Annotated in this window: 14 protein-coding genes and 1 pseudogene; 3 read left to right on the top strand and 12 right to left on the bottom strand. The window is 32.4% G+C overall.

The genetic code is table 11. The features are described 5' to 3' along the window. The first annotated feature begins 29 nt into the window (after positions 1-29). Entirely contained in the window at positions 30-398 is a 369-nt protein-coding gene (locus HX049_RS12305; RefSeq protein ID WP_006260142.1) for a winged helix-turn-helix transcriptional regulator, read from the top strand. A gap of 10 nt (positions 399-408) precedes the next feature. Here HX049_RS12305 and HX049_RS12300 read toward each other — a convergent pair whose 3' ends face one another. The 10 genes from HX049_RS12300 to HX049_RS12255 form a co-directional block, all read right to left on the bottom strand. After that, the gene (locus HX049_RS12300; RefSeq protein ID WP_286416149.1) at positions 409-657 is read right to left on the bottom strand and encodes a hypothetical protein; all 249 of its coding nucleotides are present in this window, start codon (positions 655-657) and stop codon (positions 409-411) included. Between the two features lie 181 nt (positions 658-838). After that, positions 839-1,861 carry a cytochrome-c peroxidase gene (locus HX049_RS12295; protein WP_286416147.1) on the bottom strand — a complete coding sequence of 341 codons (1,023 nt, stop codon included), beginning with the start codon at positions 1,859-1,861 and terminating at the stop codon, positions 839-841. Positions 1,862-1,940: 79 nt separating this feature from the next. Then, positions 1,941-2,807, bottom strand: a complete 867-nt coding sequence (locus HX049_RS12290; protein ID WP_286416145.1) for an MbnP family protein — start codon at positions 2,805-2,807, stop codon at positions 1,941-1,943. Between the two features lie 25 nt (positions 2,808-2,832). Next, on the bottom strand, positions 2,833-4,821 hold the full coding sequence (locus tag HX049_RS12285; protein WP_286416143.1) for a TonB-dependent receptor domain-containing protein: 1,989 nt from the start codon (positions 4,819-4,821) through the stop codon (positions 2,833-2,835). A gap of 5 nt (positions 4,822-4,826) precedes the next feature. Further along, positions 4,827-5,723 carry a hypothetical protein gene (locus HX049_RS12280; RefSeq protein WP_286416141.1) on the bottom strand — a complete coding sequence of 299 codons (897 nt, stop codon included), beginning with the start codon at positions 5,721-5,723 and terminating at the stop codon, positions 4,827-4,829. 447 nt (positions 5,724-6,170) lie between these two features. Continuing rightward, the gene (locus tag HX049_RS12275) at positions 6,171-6,533 is read right to left on the bottom strand and encodes a hypothetical protein (RefSeq protein WP_286416139.1); all 363 of its coding nucleotides are present in this window, start codon (positions 6,531-6,533) and stop codon (positions 6,171-6,173) included. A 370-nt stretch (positions 6,534-6,903) separates the two neighbouring features. Beyond that, positions 6,904-8,184 carry an erythromycin esterase family protein gene (locus HX049_RS12270; RefSeq protein WP_286416137.1) on the bottom strand — a complete coding sequence of 427 codons (1,281 nt, stop codon included), beginning with the start codon at positions 8,182-8,184 and terminating at the stop codon, positions 6,904-6,906. Positions 8,185-8,197: 13 nt separating this feature from the next. Then, positions 8,198-10,258, bottom strand: a complete 2,061-nt coding sequence (locus tag HX049_RS12265) for a S41 family peptidase (protein ID WP_286416135.1) — start codon at positions 10,256-10,258, stop codon at positions 8,198-8,200. 520 nt (positions 10,259-10,778) lie between these two features. Continuing rightward, positions 10,779-12,578, bottom strand: a complete 1,800-nt coding sequence (locus HX049_RS12260) for a WG repeat-containing protein (RefSeq protein ID WP_286416133.1) — start codon at positions 12,576-12,578, stop codon at positions 10,779-10,781. After that, positions 12,575-13,921 (bottom strand): hypothetical protein, encoded by a 1,347-nt coding sequence (locus tag HX049_RS12255; RefSeq protein WP_286416131.1) that lies wholly within the window; start codon positions 13,919-13,921, stop codon positions 12,575-12,577. Before HX049_RS12255 ends, HX049_RS12260 begins: the two co-directional genes overlap by 4 nt. A 123-nt stretch (positions 13,922-14,044) precedes the next feature. Between HX049_RS12255 and HX049_RS12250 the strand changes: the two genes are divergently transcribed. Next, positions 14,045-15,061 carry a PTS transporter subunit IIC gene (locus HX049_RS12250; RefSeq protein ID WP_286416129.1) on the top strand — a complete coding sequence of 339 codons (1,017 nt, stop codon included), beginning with the start codon at positions 14,045-14,047 and terminating at the stop codon, positions 15,059-15,061. Between the two features lie 171 nt (positions 15,062-15,232). Here the strand turns inward: HX049_RS12250 and HX049_RS12245 are convergent, their stop codons facing one another. Next, entirely contained in the window at positions 15,233-15,634 is a 402-nt protein-coding gene (locus HX049_RS12245; protein ID WP_286416127.1) for a hypothetical protein, read from the bottom strand. A 92-nt stretch (positions 15,635-15,726) separates the two neighbouring features. Here HX049_RS12245 and HX049_RS12240 point away from each other — a divergent pair, with 92 nt between their 5' ends. Further along, positions 15,727-16,443, top strand: coding sequence for a hypothetical protein (locus HX049_RS12240; RefSeq protein WP_286416125.1), 717 nt, complete (start codon positions 15,727-15,729; stop codon positions 16,441-16,443). Positions 16,444-16,601: 158 nt separating this feature from the next. On the opposite strand, the pseudogene HX049_RS12235 reads toward HX049_RS12240, so the two are convergent. Next, a pseudogene (locus tag HX049_RS12235) lies at positions 16,602-17,274 on the bottom strand (methyltransferase domain-containing protein). Positions 17,275-17,361 lie beyond the last annotated feature (87 nt).

Below are 17,361 nucleotides of genomic sequence, written 5' to 3'. Positions count from 1 at the left end.
AATTGTTAGATACTATCAAAAAAGTAAGTATGACCAAAATTAAGGAGACTTCTACTCACTTCGAAAACAAAAAAGCCCTTGAAAATGAATGTAATGAGGTATATGCCACAAGTATAATTGGAGGGCAATGGACGATGGCTATTTGTTGTTATTTACTTGAAGGGAAGATGCGTTTTGGAGAGATTAAAAAAGTATTACCAAATATTACAGAAAGAGTGCTTACTCTTCAACTACGCAAATTAGAAGAGAATAAGGTTATTATCCGCACTATTTATCCAGAAGTACCCCCACGCGTAGAATACGAACTTACACCTATAGGTCTAAAACTAGCTCCCATCATTAAAGCACTAGGCAAATGGGGAGCTGAGCATAAAAACCTTGAAGAAGAAACTAAATAAACATAGCAAGTTATTTCTCTTGTCTAGATTCTATCTCTTTTCTAATATTTTTAGCAGTAGTGTATAAGTTTATCACAGTTGGCAAAAGTGCAAAAGGAACAGCTATTAAAGCATTAAAGCCTTTTGTCAAAGCTCTATATCCCAAGAACACCAAGAGAACAAGAAGCATCCCTACCAATAAACCAGCTAATACTTTTGACTGTTTTTCTTTTTGTTTTAATTCTTCAATACTATAATTTGTGTAATTTGTCTTATTCATCTTTTTTGGCATTTAATATCTTATCTAACTAATAAGTAGTTCGATATAATAATTTGTTACACTCTTTTTTAAGTATTCAATTAAAATAACTATCTATAAAAAATATTCCCACCACTAAACAATAATAGACAAACACTTTATATAACAACTAATAAAAAGCTATATATCAATAACTAACAGATTATTTACCGATAAACTTAGAATCACTTAAAGTAGACATAAAAGCAATTAAAGCTTCTTTCTCTTCTTCACTAAGTGCGATACGGTTGTTTGCCTCTTTGAAAATAGGGTCTAAGTTATCTGCATCTAATACTCCTCTATCAAAGTAATCCAACACCTCTTTTAAAGAGCTAAACTGCCCAAAGCTTCCATAAGGTGCAGTATATTCAATGTTTCGAAGAGAAGGTACCCTAAAACTCATATAGTCTTTTAAATCACCTGTTACCCTAGCTCTCCCCGCTTCATTACTATCGGGATTGATAGGAAAACCAATATTTCTAAAACTCTGATCTGTAAAAAGCGCTCCACTATGACAGCTACTGCACTTCTGAGTAAATACCCTATATCCATAAGCCTCTTGACTAGTAAATTCCTCTTGTCCTAGCTGAACACGATCGTACTTACTATCAGCAGAGATCAACGTATACTCATACTGAGCGATACTCTTATATATTCTCTCTGGAGTCATAGACTCATCGCCATAAGCTTTTTTAAACAGCTTTTTATACTCTATATCGGTTCCTATTTTATCTAGTACTTCTACGATAGAAGAGTTCATCTCTTCATGTGTAATAATAGGTACTATAGGTTGATTCTCTAATTGAAGTTTACTACCATCCCAATTGTAATACTTCATAAAGAGTAAGTTCTGGATAGGAGGTGCATTGCGAAGCCCTACCCTTCCTTCTATACCTATCGCTTGGGCGTGATGATCTGCATAAGCTGATTCTTGTATATGACAGCTAGAACAGGAAATCGTATTATCCTTGCTCAACCTTGGATCTGTAAACAGTTTTTCTCCTAATTCAACTCCATATTTTGTAGGTTTATTTTTTAAAGCAGCGGAGTTCCACTCTGGAAAACTAGTAGGAATTCCTAACTCTATCTCTGGATTGTCAATCACAATATCTTCATACTCATCCTTATTACAGGAGATTAAGCACAGTAGAAGTAATAGTACAGTTATTTTTGTTGTTGTTTTCATTTGTAATAGCAATTATATAAAACCCTTTAGAAGACAAAGAGCTGTTATCTCCATAACAGCTCTTCTATACTTGTACTTCTTATTTTACACTGATAATAGAGAACATTCCAGTAACATCACTCGTTCCATTTCCTCCTAAATTATCTACGAACTTCACCATCTGTACTGCTGTATGAATATTAGGTGTAGCATTATCATTTGGTCCTTTACCTGTACTTAATTTAATTGTATTCGATTTCCCAGTTAATAGTTTATCAAAATCAGCTTTAATCTTAATCGTTGGTGCAGAACTTCCCACCACTGCATGCGTTGGTAAATTTAAGACTATCTCTCTATAAGCATCCACACCTTGTATTAGCTCACCATTATCTCCATCATCTAGAGTACTTCCTGTGTGTATAGACATCTGCTTTTTATCAGCATCGTAGAATCCTTCTATTTTAGTAAAACGATATCCTGTTCCCCATTCCCACATCATTTCAGTATCATTAGCTCCAGCGTTAGCATAAAAAACAGGAAACTTGATTTGATCAAGAACATTTAGATCACTGCGTACACCTAGACCAAATTTGATTTGTTTATACTCTCCTCTAGGGATATTAGTTAATAAATAATTTAATGTCTCTGCCTTTGCTTGGTTAACAACAGTTGCTCCTTTATCTAAGTCATTCACATGATAAGGAATCTCTTTTCCATCATTTTTAATTAGGCGAATATTACTAATCACATATTTTAATTCAGAAAATTGATGTTCTTGTCCCTCTGCAGATTTATTAACAGTAGCAGAAGAAGAACTAGCATCACCTAGAACAATTACTTTATCCTTGAATGTATTTGTAAACTCTAAAGTCACATTATTAGCAACAGCGTTACTATCATCATTAGAACAAGAAACAACAGCTAATGAAGCTGCAAATAGTAAAAAGCTCTTTGTTAAATTTTTCATTTGTCTTATTTATTAGGTTTTATTTTTAAAAGTTTATTTTTAGAGACGTGAATACATTACGTCCCATTCTAGGGATATTACCCCAATCTGCATAAGTACTATAGTACTCATTCAGTAAATTCTCTGCTCCTATTTGAAACACTGTTTTAAAGTTTTTGATATAAAAAGTGTAATCAACTGAAGCATTCCAAATCGTGTATGATGGAGTCAAACTCTCTCCGTATTCTGGACTAAAATCTCGTTGTTTTGCATCACCATTGATAGAAGTCTGTATACTAAAATCTCTGAAGAGATAGTGTAAAGACGTCTGATAACTAAATGGTCTAATGAAAGGCAAGTTTCCCTTCTCGTTATCTTGACCTCTAGCATAGGTTACACCACCTTTCCAATGCAAATCATCCATAATGTGATAGTCTGCATTAAGAGCGAAGTTAAATAGCGTGGCGTAGTCTAAAGAGGTATATCCTTTTACCCCAACTGATTGATAATTCATCGGACTACCTAAGCTCAATATTCTTCCGATAACATAATTCTTGATATAGAAGTAATTTACCTTAGCTTGTAGTGAAAATCTATCTCCTTTATACCCAACACTTGCATTTAACTCATTAGAAATCTCATTTTTTAAATTAGGATTTCCGATATAGTCATAGCGATCATAACTATTGTAGATATAATATCCATAAGCTTCCGACACAGAAGGCGCTCTATGCCCATACCCTACACCAACAGAAAAATTAAATCGATTAATATCCATTTCATAACTAGTGTGTAGACTTGGTAAGAACCTTGTCTTCTCTTGTGGGCTTCCTGGATGGAAAATCCAGTTAAACTCTATATACTTTGAGTAATTATAGTTTATTCCTGCTGATCCTCCGAAATTTAGTCTATGATCATCCGAGAACTCTATCGTATTGTTCAATGACACCCCTGCATAAGTCGTCGTTACCCATGGCCAACTATATGCAAACATTGTTTGTTTAGAGCGATCCTGTGGGTACATACGCATTTCTGCAATAGAGAGATTATTATAAGCGTTCAATTGTAATTCAGAAGAATACTTTCCACTTTTAAAGTTTGCTTTAGACAGTAACCCGTAAGTAGTACTCCACCCTGGCATATCCATATGCACCAAATTCTCTGGGCGTGTAGTATCATCCATATAATGCTCTATCGCATTAAAATAAGCCTTGGTATCCCAAACACGTATAAATTTGTCCTCAAATAATTGTTTATAGGATACAGAAGTAATCAATGCACGAGAAAGCCATAAATCCATCGGTAAAGCAGGGAAACCAACATCTTTAGCAACGTCAAAAATAACATCTGCTCGCAATGAAGATAATCCACCTGTCTTATAAGCCAATCCTAAAGCTGTATTAAATTTTTTGTACTGTGAGTGCTTTACCTCATCGTTATTTCCATCTTTATAATTACTCGCCTCTCGATAAGCAATACTAGCATCACCAGCTAGTTTTTCACTCGAAAACGAAACATTACCAAGATTAAAGAATTGTTTATTATTAAACTCGAACCCACTTTGATAGGCACCTGTCCATACCTGTCCTATCCCAAAGGCTGTAGTTTTTCGTTTAAGATCAATACTCCCAGCTACAGTAGCTCCGTGCATTCCTCCTTCTTGACCAGATTTAATATCTATAGTAGATAGATTATTACTCTCTACATAAGAAGTAACAGGATCCATCTTATCTGTACAAGCACCAAAAATATGCATCCCATCAATAGTCAAGGTAGAGCGTTCTGTACTCATATTATTCAGCATAGGCTCCCATGCATAAGCTCCTCTTTTGATAAAACTTATTTGTTCTGAAGAAGCCAAAAACTCATCGACAGACACAGCCATTTTCATCTCTGTCTCTATTCTCTTCTTCGCTTGAACTAGCATAGAGATTTCGTCTAATACAGTTGGTATACTATCTTGTAGACCTTTATTATCTTGTGCTACACTCGCTGTTGTAACCCCTAAGACTAATATGGTAATAAAAGGTTTCATAATAATTAAAATAAGGTATCTATATGTAGTTCACTTTTCTTGCCTTCTACACCTGGTGTAAAATCACTAGGTACATTCGTTCCCTTTAGAATACGACCATGTTGGTTTAGCATAATAAAGTTCAATGTCCAGTTACCTGTCATTGTATAGTTCACTACACCATAATAGAACTTATCCTCACGTTGTACTAGATCTTTATTATTAGGAGAAGAGTGATTCCCCATCGAAGGCTCAGGCATTCTAGGATCTAGTAATAAGGTATAATTATCAACTACCGTATAAGCATCTTTTAAACTACTGTTTTCAGTATTAAGTTTATATATCCCAGCTACAAGTTCATTTTCTGCTACCTTTGGTTTTATAGGTGCTACTAATGCTATAATATAATCCTCATTGTCAATCCCTCTAAAAGAAGTCATATTAAGATTCTTATTGTTTTGCTTTTCAACGAAAACAAGCTGACTCGCTGTTACACTTTGATTCTTATCCTTAAATGTGATTTCCACTTTCCAGTCTCCTTGAGTATTCTCTTGTGTAAAAACAGAAAAACCTTTATAAACTTTCTCTCCTTTATCATACACCATATCATATTGATTAGGACATGACTCTATCTTCCCTTCTGCAGTAGTATAGATAGGTAAGAATGTCACTTTTGCATTCTCTACAACTTGCTTTGTAGTTGCATCAGCGATTTTTAATCTTACTTCATTATACCCTTTGTACAGATGTCCATTAAAGGCTTCTAAGCTTATTGTATAGTTGTTTTTTTGGATTGAGACCACTTCCTTAAATTCATTATGCTCAGGATTCGTAATATTACTTTCTGATTCATAATCTGTTTTATCAATAGTACAAGCTGTAGTAAACAGAAACAGTACTACTATCCACGTTAAGATTCTCATTGTTACATAAAAGTGTGTACATGACTAGGCGAATCTGTATGATTCTCTTTTATAGATCAAATCATACACCTGATCTTTTAACCCAAAATCAGTGTACAGCATTAAGGACATTATCAAGTATATTGACAATATCATCGGTTAAACTATTTTACTTATTTTACCCAAAAACATACAGTAGATGCTTATTATCAAAGAGATATAAACATCGTATTTCTAAGTAGATATAGAAACTCTCCTATAAAATAACTTAGCACCATGTAGTACATACTACAAAAGAGTGATACCTCATACCAAAAAGATACAACTGATTATACTGGTACCTACAAATCAATGTACTATACCAATATATGATCCACTATACATGAAATGGGATATGATTACTTACTATCTAGACCAACAATCACGTTAGGTACAGAAACAAATAATCTACTAAAAGTCAATAGTTTATTAGACAGGTGGTCTAAAAAGGAAATTGTTGAAAATATAAGTATATACACTATCAAGGCTAAAGAACGCCTTAAAAGTATAACTCTTAAATAAATGAATAGATGTGTTATTTACAATGTCTTGAAAATAAACAAGCTGTATTTCTGCTGAAGCAAAATTACTTTTACTTTTATCTTTACCTGTATCAGAAGCATTAGCCATCTCTTTAGATAGATGACACATTCCATTACATTCTAACTCTGGCTTATCTCTGTTCACACAAAGTTCATCCTTGATATAATCATATAACACCACATATTCAACAACCGGAAGTACTGGCTTGAATAACATGAATAGGGATAATATGACGATTGCAAATTTCACGAGTACAAAATTCTGACTATTTTTTCAATCTACAAAATCTAGGATTGTTTATATAAATCAATAGCCTAAAAATATAAATAGAAGCCCCCTATTTTCAGAGAAATAAGGTATGATTCCAAAATCCCATTAACCAAATACTCCAAAGCGATTCTACTTCATAACTCCTCCATCAGTTATAAAACCATACTATTGTATGTTTGTATCAAGAATTCAGATCTATTTTGTACAATTATTTATCGTTTATATGTCTATTTCATATTTTGGGATAATAAAAAACAAGCCTTAAGTATTCCTTAAGGCTTGTCTAAATTAACAACAAATGATCAATACTAAAAGTACATACTTTTGTGTTATTAAAATTATTTTCATCCTATAAAGGGATAGAACTACTTTCTTTAAATTCAGTCCACACTCTTTTTCTTTCTTTAAATTCTGGTAAATACTCTTGTCTCATATAGAAAAAACCATCCACTACTGTAGATATATCGGTCTTATATGGGGTTAAACCTATTAATAATGACTTATTAATCTTATGGTTATTAACTATCTCTTTACTCAAATCAGTTCTAGTAGACATAAAGGCGTACTCCTCCTTTATTGATTCTTTTATATATCTTTCTATGCTGCCTTTAGTCGCAACGACTCTTTTCTTTCCTATACCTAAATACCCTTTAAGACCAGTAACACCGCTACCTGGTACAAAAGCAATATGGTAGTACTTCTCTTTATATTTCTGTTTTAAAAAATAGCCCATAAACTGCCTGTCCCTCTTTTTAGTATCTTGAGTAGAATTTTTATCTGCCAATAAGTGGACTGTTGCAGCCCATAAAATCATTTTTTTATAAGGATATTCATTGTTAACTAAGTAGTCAACATTTTTAGCCATCATGTAATCCCTGTCATATAACTTATAATTCATACGGTATCTAGACTCTAGATTAACTAAAATCTGTTCCCAGTACTTAAAGTATTTATCTTTAACTTCTAATTTATCTAATGATTTTTTTATTTCTTGAAATTTACTGTGAAGCACTAAAGTATCAGAAACTGGTAGTGTCTTAATTGAATATGATTTTCTTACTGCATGATTTAAAGAAGAAATAAAAATACTATCTGTGGTGATTTCAGACATAGTTGCTTCATTTAGCTTTGTTATAAACTTTCTGAAATTTTCATCAATTTGACTGTCCAAATGGAAGAAGCTATTATCAAAACCTGCATAAATCAATGGTCTATCTGTTTTTTGTGTTTCAACGATATAATTAAATAACTCAAGCATATCATCTGAAAGCCATACTCCACTTATTGCTCCACTTCTTAGAAAATCATCGCCTGTTACTTTTCCCTTACTAATACTATCATTATAATACTCCTTCGCATTATACAATGGTGACTCTATCGCCAATACGTCAAAACCACATTCTTCATGAAGATATTTCACCATCTTTACTTTAGCTCTATAAGTTTCTCCCATAAAATGAGAAGACTCTCCTAGCCCAACAATACTGACATCTTTTAAATCTGACTTCAACGTAGTTAAAGATTCAAAATTAGAATTGATAAAATCTTCTTTACTTAATTCTTGTACTTGTCCAAAGGATACAGAAAGACCAAAACAGACAAATAACGTAGCTATAAATTCTCTAATCATAAATATCCCTTTTTTAAAGCAAATTCTCAATTCCTTTTTCTAGTATTAAATCTCTCTTTTCTTTTAGAGCTTGTATAGTAGGGATAACTTCTTCATCTATTCTAACACCTATTTTCTGAGTCTCAGAGCCATCAGGATAATATATACCGATACCTGAGAAAATAACTTGTATATCCCCTGGTAATATTAGAATACTGATATTACCATCTGCACCAGCTGTCTGTGTACCTATTACTTTTACATTAGGTGATGTCTGTAATCCCATAACATTAAATTCTGATGCACTCATTGTACTTTCATCTACTAGAATAGACACTTTCCCTGGATAGTAATAATTAGGATCGCCATACGTCTTACTTTCATCGTCATTTAATTTACCTAATTCATTCTTGCTTGGTATTTTATATTTAACAAAAGGTACTCCTGACTGGGTAAAATATTTCATTAACTCTCCTAAACTAATGATCGGATAAGAACGAAAATCTAAGATAATCCCCTTTTTAGATTTAAAACGCAACATAATATCAGTCAACTCTCCACTCTTCAAAGCTCCAATATTGATATAACCTAGATTATTATCTAAGTCCTGATGCGAAATTAAAGGATCAGTAAAAAAAGCAAATTCATGTAAATCAACAGTAGGTAATGATTCTTTAAAATCGCCTTGTTCACTACGCAATCCTAATTCTAACTCTGCTTTATTCGTTCTCAACATAAAACTTGCTAAATTATATAGCTTAGCGTTATTATTAGAATAAGGATAGAACCCTTCTCTTTCCTGTATTATTTCTTTAACACCTCTTCCTCCGATTGTTTTTATTTCATCACCAATGCGGACTTTGAACTCTTCTTCTCTTCCCTTGATTAGTTCTGTGACCATTAATCTACCTTCTATAAACCTAACTTTAAGAGGTATAATCTTTAGACCTAAATACTCCCCCATCAGCCTATCTCCTTTTGCATTAAAGAAAGAATGTCCATCCCCCAGTTTTTTAGTCAATTTCATCAGGCCCATCTTATATTCTAACTCATCTCTACTAGACAATAACTTGAAGATATATTCTTCTAATACTGTATCCCAATCTTTAGAAATCAAATTTTTATAAGGATAAAAGTATTCTATCACATTCCAATAACGAAATAGCGCTAATAAACGATAACCGTGATCATCAAAGCTAATATCTTTATAACTCTTCTCATTCTCAAAAATTGCATTACCTACATTTGGAAAAAAATCCACATAATAGTGGTTATCAGGAATTGTCAAGGACTCTTCTGCAAAACGATTTTTCCATAGTACTAATTGTTCTTGGAAGTCATTTCTTTTTACTATTGGTAATATCCTAAAGAGTTCATAATCCCAATTGTAATTACCCTTTGCGATATCTGGATGAGTATACTTAAGTCTCCCCCACACCTTACATAATTCTGCTAACCTCTTTACGCTCGTCTCATTCACTTTATCCAGTGTAAACTTAGAACCAGTATCAAACTCATTATCTAGTTCTGCTTTAGGAGGTGATTTTTTAACATTTTCTAGCTCTTTTAGACTTTTACCATCTAATGTCACTTCAAAGTCTTTAAACCACACCTCTCCTTTTCCTTGTAATCCTCCAACAATAAAAATCGTATCTGTAGCTGTATCAAGTGGAAGCTTTACACTATACCTTTTCCAATTTGTCGTTCCTACTATCTCATTATGTTCTAGCATAGCATATTTTATAGAACTTCCTCTCTTTAAAAGATTAATCATAATCTTAGCATCACCTTTTTCAATATCTTTACTTCTAATAAACGCTGATAGTACAAGAGTATCTCCCTGATAACCATTCGGTATTTTACTTAACACACTACAATAAGAATGATTATCACCAGAAGATTTTATATTCAGAGACTTCTCTTTTTTATTTAAGCTATCTACTACTACACTATACTCAGTAGCTCCTTTTTCTATATACCAGTTACTCTCTAAAGATTCCTTCTCATACAAATTTTGAAAGCGTACTGTCTGCTTTACTTGTGAAAAACACATTATAGGAGTTAAAAACAACAATACTTTTAGAAAGGTTTTCATTATCATCTAATTTAAAATTTAAAGTTTATAGATAGTGATAATGATTTGTATATTATCAACTACTTTGCTTGTTTATATCTAATACTAAATCTAGTACTAAATAACTTTTATTATCTAATAAGAGCGCTAAGTTTAATAAATATGAGTGTTTTCACTCCATATATGTTAAGAGCATATTAAAATATATAATAAATTAATCTCCTATACAATGTTTAAATCTATAGCTATAAGAGGTTAATAATCTATTTTTCTTGCACTTTCCTTGGGGTTTCCTTGCCTAGAAGGCTGTTTTGTCGAAGAAACCTGCAAGAATCCCCCTAGCAATCCTCAAGCAAAGCAATAGTAAACCTAAAAAAGTTCTGATCAGGAGTCTAGAAAAAGATACCTACCTAATAGTGGCAATTAAGAGATAATATATAAAACCACCTTATACTAAACCAACACCCCTTTATTGATAGAAATCAATGAAGGGGTGTCTGTAATAACTTACGCAGGTATAGTATCTATCGAATACTGTTCCTTATTTCTTTTCTTTCTCTCCTTTATGATTATAAGTACCATCACTTAAGCCCATCGTTCTCTTTCCAAAATTACTAGAGCCAAAATAATTTCTGTCCATAAACTTAGATACTTTCTCATTTTTTAAATTAATTAATCCTAAAGTATCATTTAAGTATACAGGCGCTATTCCATAAGAAAAAGGTCCTTTAACATCATCATACATAAATGGAATAACAGTCTTATTATGTATATCTACAAAGCCCCACTTCTCATTCTGTTTGACAGCAAATAATAAATCACTTGGCAATAAATCAGTCATATCGTCAAAAGCATGTGCATCATCATACTGAATAGGTACAACAATCTTTCCTTCTGTATTCATAAAGCCAAATTTATTATTCTTCTCTACAATAAAATATCCTTTATCTGCTGTGCTAACTTTATCTACATTAGTGATTTTCTGTGGTGCTAGGGTGTTCTTATTTAGTAGATAATATGAAGCATTCGATTCGATTAAAGTGAAATTATACTTATTATTCATCTCATAGTTATCTACCTTCATGATCTTTTTATTCGTTGGATCTACTAATTCCCATGGGGATTCATCATCCTCTTTTATAACTATAAAATTATTAACTAAGTTCTCCAATTTATAATAAGAAAGGGGTTGCATCTCTAATTTATCATTCAAATAAAAGTATTGTCTGTTTGTTCTAAAATAACAATCATTAATAAAAGTATAAGTACCTGAAAATTCTTTTACTAGTTTTAGATCTTTATTGTATATCAATGTTTTATCATCTTTATAGTCAATAAAGTGAGTACTAGGCATACTATTACTCAATGTCATAGTTACATCTCTTTGATAGGTTTCACTCCCCTTATAAAGAACTATTTTATCTATAGGCTCTCCAAACTCATAATATAGATAAGTAACCTGCTGTGATTTTTTATAATCAGTTGATAATTGCTTCTCTAATGCGTCCATTTTAGCACCTATATCCTTTTTGAATTGAGAATGCTCCATATTGATATTCTCTTCAGAAAGTGCTAGAATCTCTCTAATTTTCTTTATACATAGCTGTAAAAAAAGATCAAACTGATCTGGATGCATACCAGATCGCTGAGACATATAGCTCTTTACACGTCTTTTATCTCTTAAGATTGCCTGAATATCATCTAACTCCAATTGATCAGAGGAAGTCCTAAGCAATACACTTTTATCTGATACTTCCACTACCTCTATATCTACTCCATTATATTTCGCTTTTTGACTAACTGCAGCAGGAAGTACGATACTATCTAGTTTTTGCATGGTAGAAAAAGGAATCCTAATATCTATCTTATCTACAGCCTTAGTAAGTCCTAGCTCAGTAGTGAAATGTGTATTCACATCCTTCTTTACCTCCATATTCTGTGTTGTACCATCGTGATAATACACCTTTTCTACATAGATAGGAGCCTTGATATCATCTAGAGACCTATAGATGGCAGGGTCTTTTATAAGTTGTATTGTAACAGCGTCTTCTGCTATAAAATCTATAAACCGAATATTAGCTTGGATTAATAGATCGATATTAGCATCATACTCCTGTTGATTAAAAGCTAGTTTTAAGGGGGCAACTACAGTAGGTTTACTTGGTTTATCATTGCTTTTGCTAAATAATCTTACAAACCGATTAAGGTCTTCTAAATCACTTTTAAGTAAATCAATATACTCTTGATTGGTAGTAGTAGCGTTATACTTTTTTATATCAACTTGTGCTGTTGTTACCTGCGTAATCAAAAAAAGTATACATATATTTAGGTATGTTTTCATCGGATAATTTTTAATTCGTCTGTATTCTGATCTATGTAGAACATAAAGGATATATTCTCTATATAACTTAGACCAACTGCTTTTAAATACGAAGTTTTATCTAGCGCTTCTAAATAAGCTAATTTTCCATCATTACTGATATGTAGTTTGGTTTGTTGTGCGGTTACAACCTTAAAAGATTGTTCTAACATATATTCCATATTGTCATAATCATGATATGATTTTTGTTCAGTACTATTATAGTTATACGTATATTTCTCTAAGAATGAATCATATACTAGTTGGGTAATCTGATTGAGATTCTTATCTAATATCAGGGCTGCGTACGCTGCATAGAACTGTTTGATTCGCTTTTCAAGATTCTTTTCTTTGCGAAGGTCTTTTCCTTTAGACCATCCTGTAACTTTATAATCTACTAAAGGTTTTAGCTGATGGTTAAATCGAATATCTTTCTTTGTATAATCATTTGTACCATAATAATGATGGTATTGTATTTGGCGATTTTCTACAATGGTATCTATTAGATAAACTTGATTGTTAAACAGATCTATAGTTTCTATAATATCACCTTTTCTATTGACATATTCGATAGCTACACTAGCTTTCGATTTTTTAGGAATATGCGTCATGATATTACCTTTATCATCAATACCAGGAGTGAAGGCAAAGGACAAGTCAATAGGTGTCTCTGGATTTAGGATATATGGGTTAAGTACAATAGTTTCATAACGCGAATACTTATCTTCCTCGTTTTTTGACAATATAGGGATACCATTTACTAAAACACTAGGTAAAACATTACTACAGTGTACATACAACTGACAAATAAGCCCCTCTTTATTTATCATTAATTCTTCTGATAAATTAGCAATAGGGTTATCAGCTACTTTTGAGAAAGTGATTTGCATTCTTCCCTTGGTATCCTCCGTTATTTCTTCTTTCGTTTTTGCTTTTACTGTAAGCTCAATAGTAAAGCCACGAGTAGCAACCTTATAAATAAGCTCATAATACATTTCCTCAACTGTTAAGTTATTTGGGTATGTTTTTTCTAAGTAGTCGATTAATTTAGTAGTTATATTTTTAGCTGAAGTATCAATAGAACACATCAGATGATCTTCATAAAAATATACATCCTCTAGAGGTATATTATTCCACTGCCCTTTATCATTAGACTTAAAGTAACTGTTATTATGATCAAAAGTATTCGTTTCATACAGTTTCTTATAACTATCTAATGTTGTAATCTTATCTAGTATAACAGGTGACTGAGCCGTTATAAAAGAAGGAAAAAGGAAGATGAATAGCAATAATATTGATTTGATAGAAATATTGAAAATATTCATTTCTTTAATTTGTTAATGAAGACACTAATTTAAGAATAACATTAACATTACTACTATAATTATTAATACTTTCGCATCGATTATAGTACCTTATAATAGGTGCTTTATTAAATTAAATACTTAATGAAACAATTTCTTCAAAGAAAAGACATACAGATTTCAAGCAAGCGATACTTTATCGATGCTATGGGAGCTATGGCCTATGGGTTATTCGCTACTCTACTAGTAGGAACTATTCTAAAGACGATAGGAGAAGAATTTGATATTTCGTTTTTAAAGGAGGTCGTTTGGCCATTTGCGAATCAGGCGACAGGCCCTGTAATCGCATTAGCCGTTGCCTATAGTTTAAGAGCGCCACAGCTAGTGTTATTCTCATCTGCAGTGGTAGGTGTAGCAGCGTATCAATTAGGTGGTCCATTAGGTGTGTTTATCGCAACTATTATTGCTGTAGAAATCGGAAAAGCCATAGCAGGTGAAACAAGGATAGATATAGTGATTACTCCAATAGTCACAGTTTTAGTAGGAGTAGCTTTAGCACAATGGATTGGCCCTAGTGTTAATCAGTTGATGCAATGGATTGGACAGGTTATTATATTTTCTACAGAGGCTAATCCTCTAATCATGGGTATGGTTATCGCTGTGGTAGTGGGTATGGTTCTAACCTTACCAATCTCTTCAGCTGCTTTATGTCTCATGTTACAACTAGATGGGTTGGCAGCAGGTGCAGCGACCATAGGTTGTTGTGCTCAAATGATAGGTTTTGCTACCATCAGTTATAAAGATAATGGTATAAAGGGCGTACTAGCACAGGGTATCGGTACTAGTATGTTACAAGTCCCTAATATTTATAAGAATTGGAAGATATGGATTCCACCAACCTTAGCCTCTGCTATTTTAGGTCCAATAGCTATTTTGTTCTTTGACATGCAAAATACGGCATTAGAATCAGGTATGGGAAGCTGTGGGTTAGTCGGTCAGATAGGAACCTTTAATGCGATGAAAGAAGCCTACTCTACTTCCTATATTATATTGGCTATACTAGGTTTACAGATTATATTACCTATGATTTTGTCATACCTAATCTACTATATCATGAAAAAGAAACAGTGGATCAAAGATGGTGATATGAAAATATTTTAATTTAAGACTAATATACTATACATAAGGATACCTCTATTTTATTTCGTGTAGGAAAGTGAATATATAAAGAAGCTGCTTCAATAGATCTATTGAAGCAGCTTCTTTCGTATAAATATCATATTATCTCAAGTCTCAATATAAATTAATCTATATCTAGACTTCCTTATACTATTAATTTAATCGTTCATTTTGTTGTTTTGAAATTACATTCTTTATTCTCTTATTACCTAATGTATATCTCATACTTATAAAATAGCTCTTAAAATATTCTTGCTTTTTATTAAAGCTATAGGCAGAGTTACTAAACCTCATATTAGTATCTGGCTTCAATAAATCATACGCTCCAATACTTACGTAAAAATCATTAAACGATCTTCCTAAATCAAGGTTAAGAGAGTGTTGAGCATTCACTTTACCGAATATATCCTCGAAGCCATTGTCATAACCGTAAGTTAAGGTTAAAACAGTGTTCTTTTTCTTGTCAAAAAACAGGTTGTTTTTAATGTTGAAATAAAAGTTTGTATTCTCGATTTTAACTGGAATATTATTATACTCTCCTCTAACTTTATACATTTCCAAAGACATACTAAACGAAAAACTCCAATGGTTATTACTACTGACCACTTAAATTATTCAACAAAAAGCACTTCAAAAAGTCTCCTTTTATGCTTTTTTTGTATATTCGACGAATGCAAAAGAATTGTCAAAAAGATTTTTTACCACTATACTCTAAGGATAATGTACTACTTACTTGGATCTTCAATATTTGTGGAGGTGCGCTGCTAGTGTGCTTATTTATCTTACTGGCTTTGTTGCCTTTATTGGTATCAACGCAGATCAAGACATTGGTCATTATAGGTCTATTCTACTACCCTATATGGGCTATCGTATTGTATCGCTTTTATCGTTATATAAAAAGTAAAATGGCTGTAGCCATAAAAAATATCAAAGTAGATGATCAAGGTATCCACTTTTCTAAAAAAGATGGAAATACAGCCGAAATTCTTTATAATCAATTAGGACACTCTTACCGTTCAAAGTACTATGACGTATACTTAGTACCTGTAAATAAGACATGGAGGCTAGCTGTAGGAATAGACGGCGCTCAAACTGAAGTTGTATTTGATGGTGCAGATGTGGGGAGCGTTTATCAAATCAAAAATGCAAGAGCGTTAAGAGCAAAATTCATAGAAGGTATTGTTCGCTTTAGACCTGATTTAAGAATAGACCCGTCTGTATTTAAAGAGTTTAGTATTCATCCTCAATACTTTACCTTCGATGGAAAAAGATATATGAAGCATATAGGACAAGGAGTACTTATCTTAAGTGGTATTCTAGTAGTCAGTGTATTACTTGGGCTGCTTATTATTAAATTGTCTTAATTATTCGAAATAAAATAGATAAAAACTACAAATCTAATTTTAGAAAGACTGAAATCTAGCAGATGTACCCAATGAAGAAAATAGTTTAGTTTATACCATATCACTTAATAACAAAGCCTAATTACGAGAAATGCGTAATTAGGCTTTGTTGTTTTACTCTACTTTTTTATACCATAGAGAAATATTCGCTTAAATGCATATAAAGCTGGTAACTGTTGAAATGCAGCAGCTATTTTTTCTTTAAACGCTTTGATAAATGAGGCTTTCTCTTCTTTATCTAATCTTTCTAGGTACGGAATCAAGGCTGAACCAGCGATAAATTCATATAAAGTATCGTGATCCTCTGCTATAATAGGATAAACACGTTGAGAAATATGAAGCTCACTTAATCCTCCATCAAACATAATCTGTGCATACTGATCTAGAGTTAAAACAGGAAGTCTTCTGTTCCATCCTTTTAATTGCGCTTTATAGTGCTGTTGATCTGCTAAATCATATAGCTTTAGTATGTTTTCAGCCTGACAAGGCATTTGTATAACAAACTATCCTACTTCATTCACCTAAGAAATAAGATGAGGAAATAACTCTTCATGATGATCTGACCACTGTAAAGCAGCATTACTAAAAATCAAGTCCCAAGACTCATCAGCTGAGGTAAATTCCTCTATCGTCTGATGTTTAAATACTAATCTATCTGACTCTAATAGATGGGCTTTCTCAAGCATTTCTAAAGAGGAGTCAATCCCTGTAAATATAGCATATTTAAACTTCTCTACTAATAAAGCTGTCTGTTTCTTTAAACTTGTTGTATACTATTGGATTCCAAGGCATATTCTATGTTTTTAAATTGAATATAAAATTATGTACTCTGAACAAAAATAACGATTACAATATGCTAAAAACAAGGAGAGCTTTCTG

Origin of the sequence: Myroides odoratimimus (assembly GCF_030326305.1) — a bacterium.
GTDB lineage: Bacteria > Bacteroidota > Bacteroidia > Flavobacteriales > Flavobacteriaceae > Flavobacterium > Flavobacterium odoratimimum_A.
This window is presented reverse-complemented; position numbering and strand designations above follow the sequence as displayed.

Coding starts and splice junctions, on each gene's coding strand:
- HX049_RS12305 (WP_006260142.1), top strand. CDS start 30: ATGACCAAAATTAAGGAGACTTCTACTCACTTCGAAAACAAAAAAGCC.
- HX049_RS12300 (WP_286416149.1), bottom strand. CDS start 657: ATGAATAAGACAAATTACACAAATTATAGTATTGAAGAATTAAAACAA.
- HX049_RS12295 (WP_286416147.1), bottom strand. CDS start 1,861: ATGAAAACAACAACAAAAATAACTGTACTATTACTTCTACTGTGCTTA.
- HX049_RS12290 (WP_286416145.1), bottom strand. CDS start 2,807: ATGAAAAATTTAACAAAGAGCTTTTTACTATTTGCAGCTTCATTAGCT.
- HX049_RS12285 (WP_286416143.1), bottom strand. CDS start 4,821: ATGAAACCTTTTATTACCATATTAGTCTTAGGGGTTACAACAGCGAGT.
- HX049_RS12280 (WP_286416141.1), bottom strand. CDS start 5,723: ATGAGAATCTTAACGTGGATAGTAGTACTGTTTCTGTTTACTACAGCT.
- HX049_RS12270 (WP_286416137.1), bottom strand. CDS start 8,184: ATGATTAGAGAATTTATAGCTACGTTATTTGTCTGTTTTGGTCTTTCT.
- HX049_RS12265 (WP_286416135.1), bottom strand. CDS start 10,258: ATGAAAACCTTTCTAAAAGTATTGTTGTTTTTAACTCCTATAATGTGT.
- HX049_RS12260 (WP_286416133.1), bottom strand. CDS start 12,578: ATGAAAACATACCTAAATATATGTATACTTTTTTTGATTACGCAGGTA.
- HX049_RS12255 (WP_286416131.1), bottom strand. CDS start 13,921: ATGAATATTTTCAATATTTCTATCAAATCAATATTATTGCTATTCATC.
- HX049_RS12250 (WP_286416129.1), top strand. CDS start 14,045: ATGAAACAATTTCTTCAAAGAAAAGACATACAGATTTCAAGCAAGCGA.
- HX049_RS12245 (WP_286416127.1), bottom strand. CDS start 15,634: ATGTATAAAGTTAGAGGAGAGTATAATAATATTCCAGTTAAAATCGAG.
- HX049_RS12240 (WP_286416125.1), top strand. CDS start 15,727: ATGCTTTTTTTGTATATTCGACGAATGCAAAAGAATTGTCAAAAAGAT.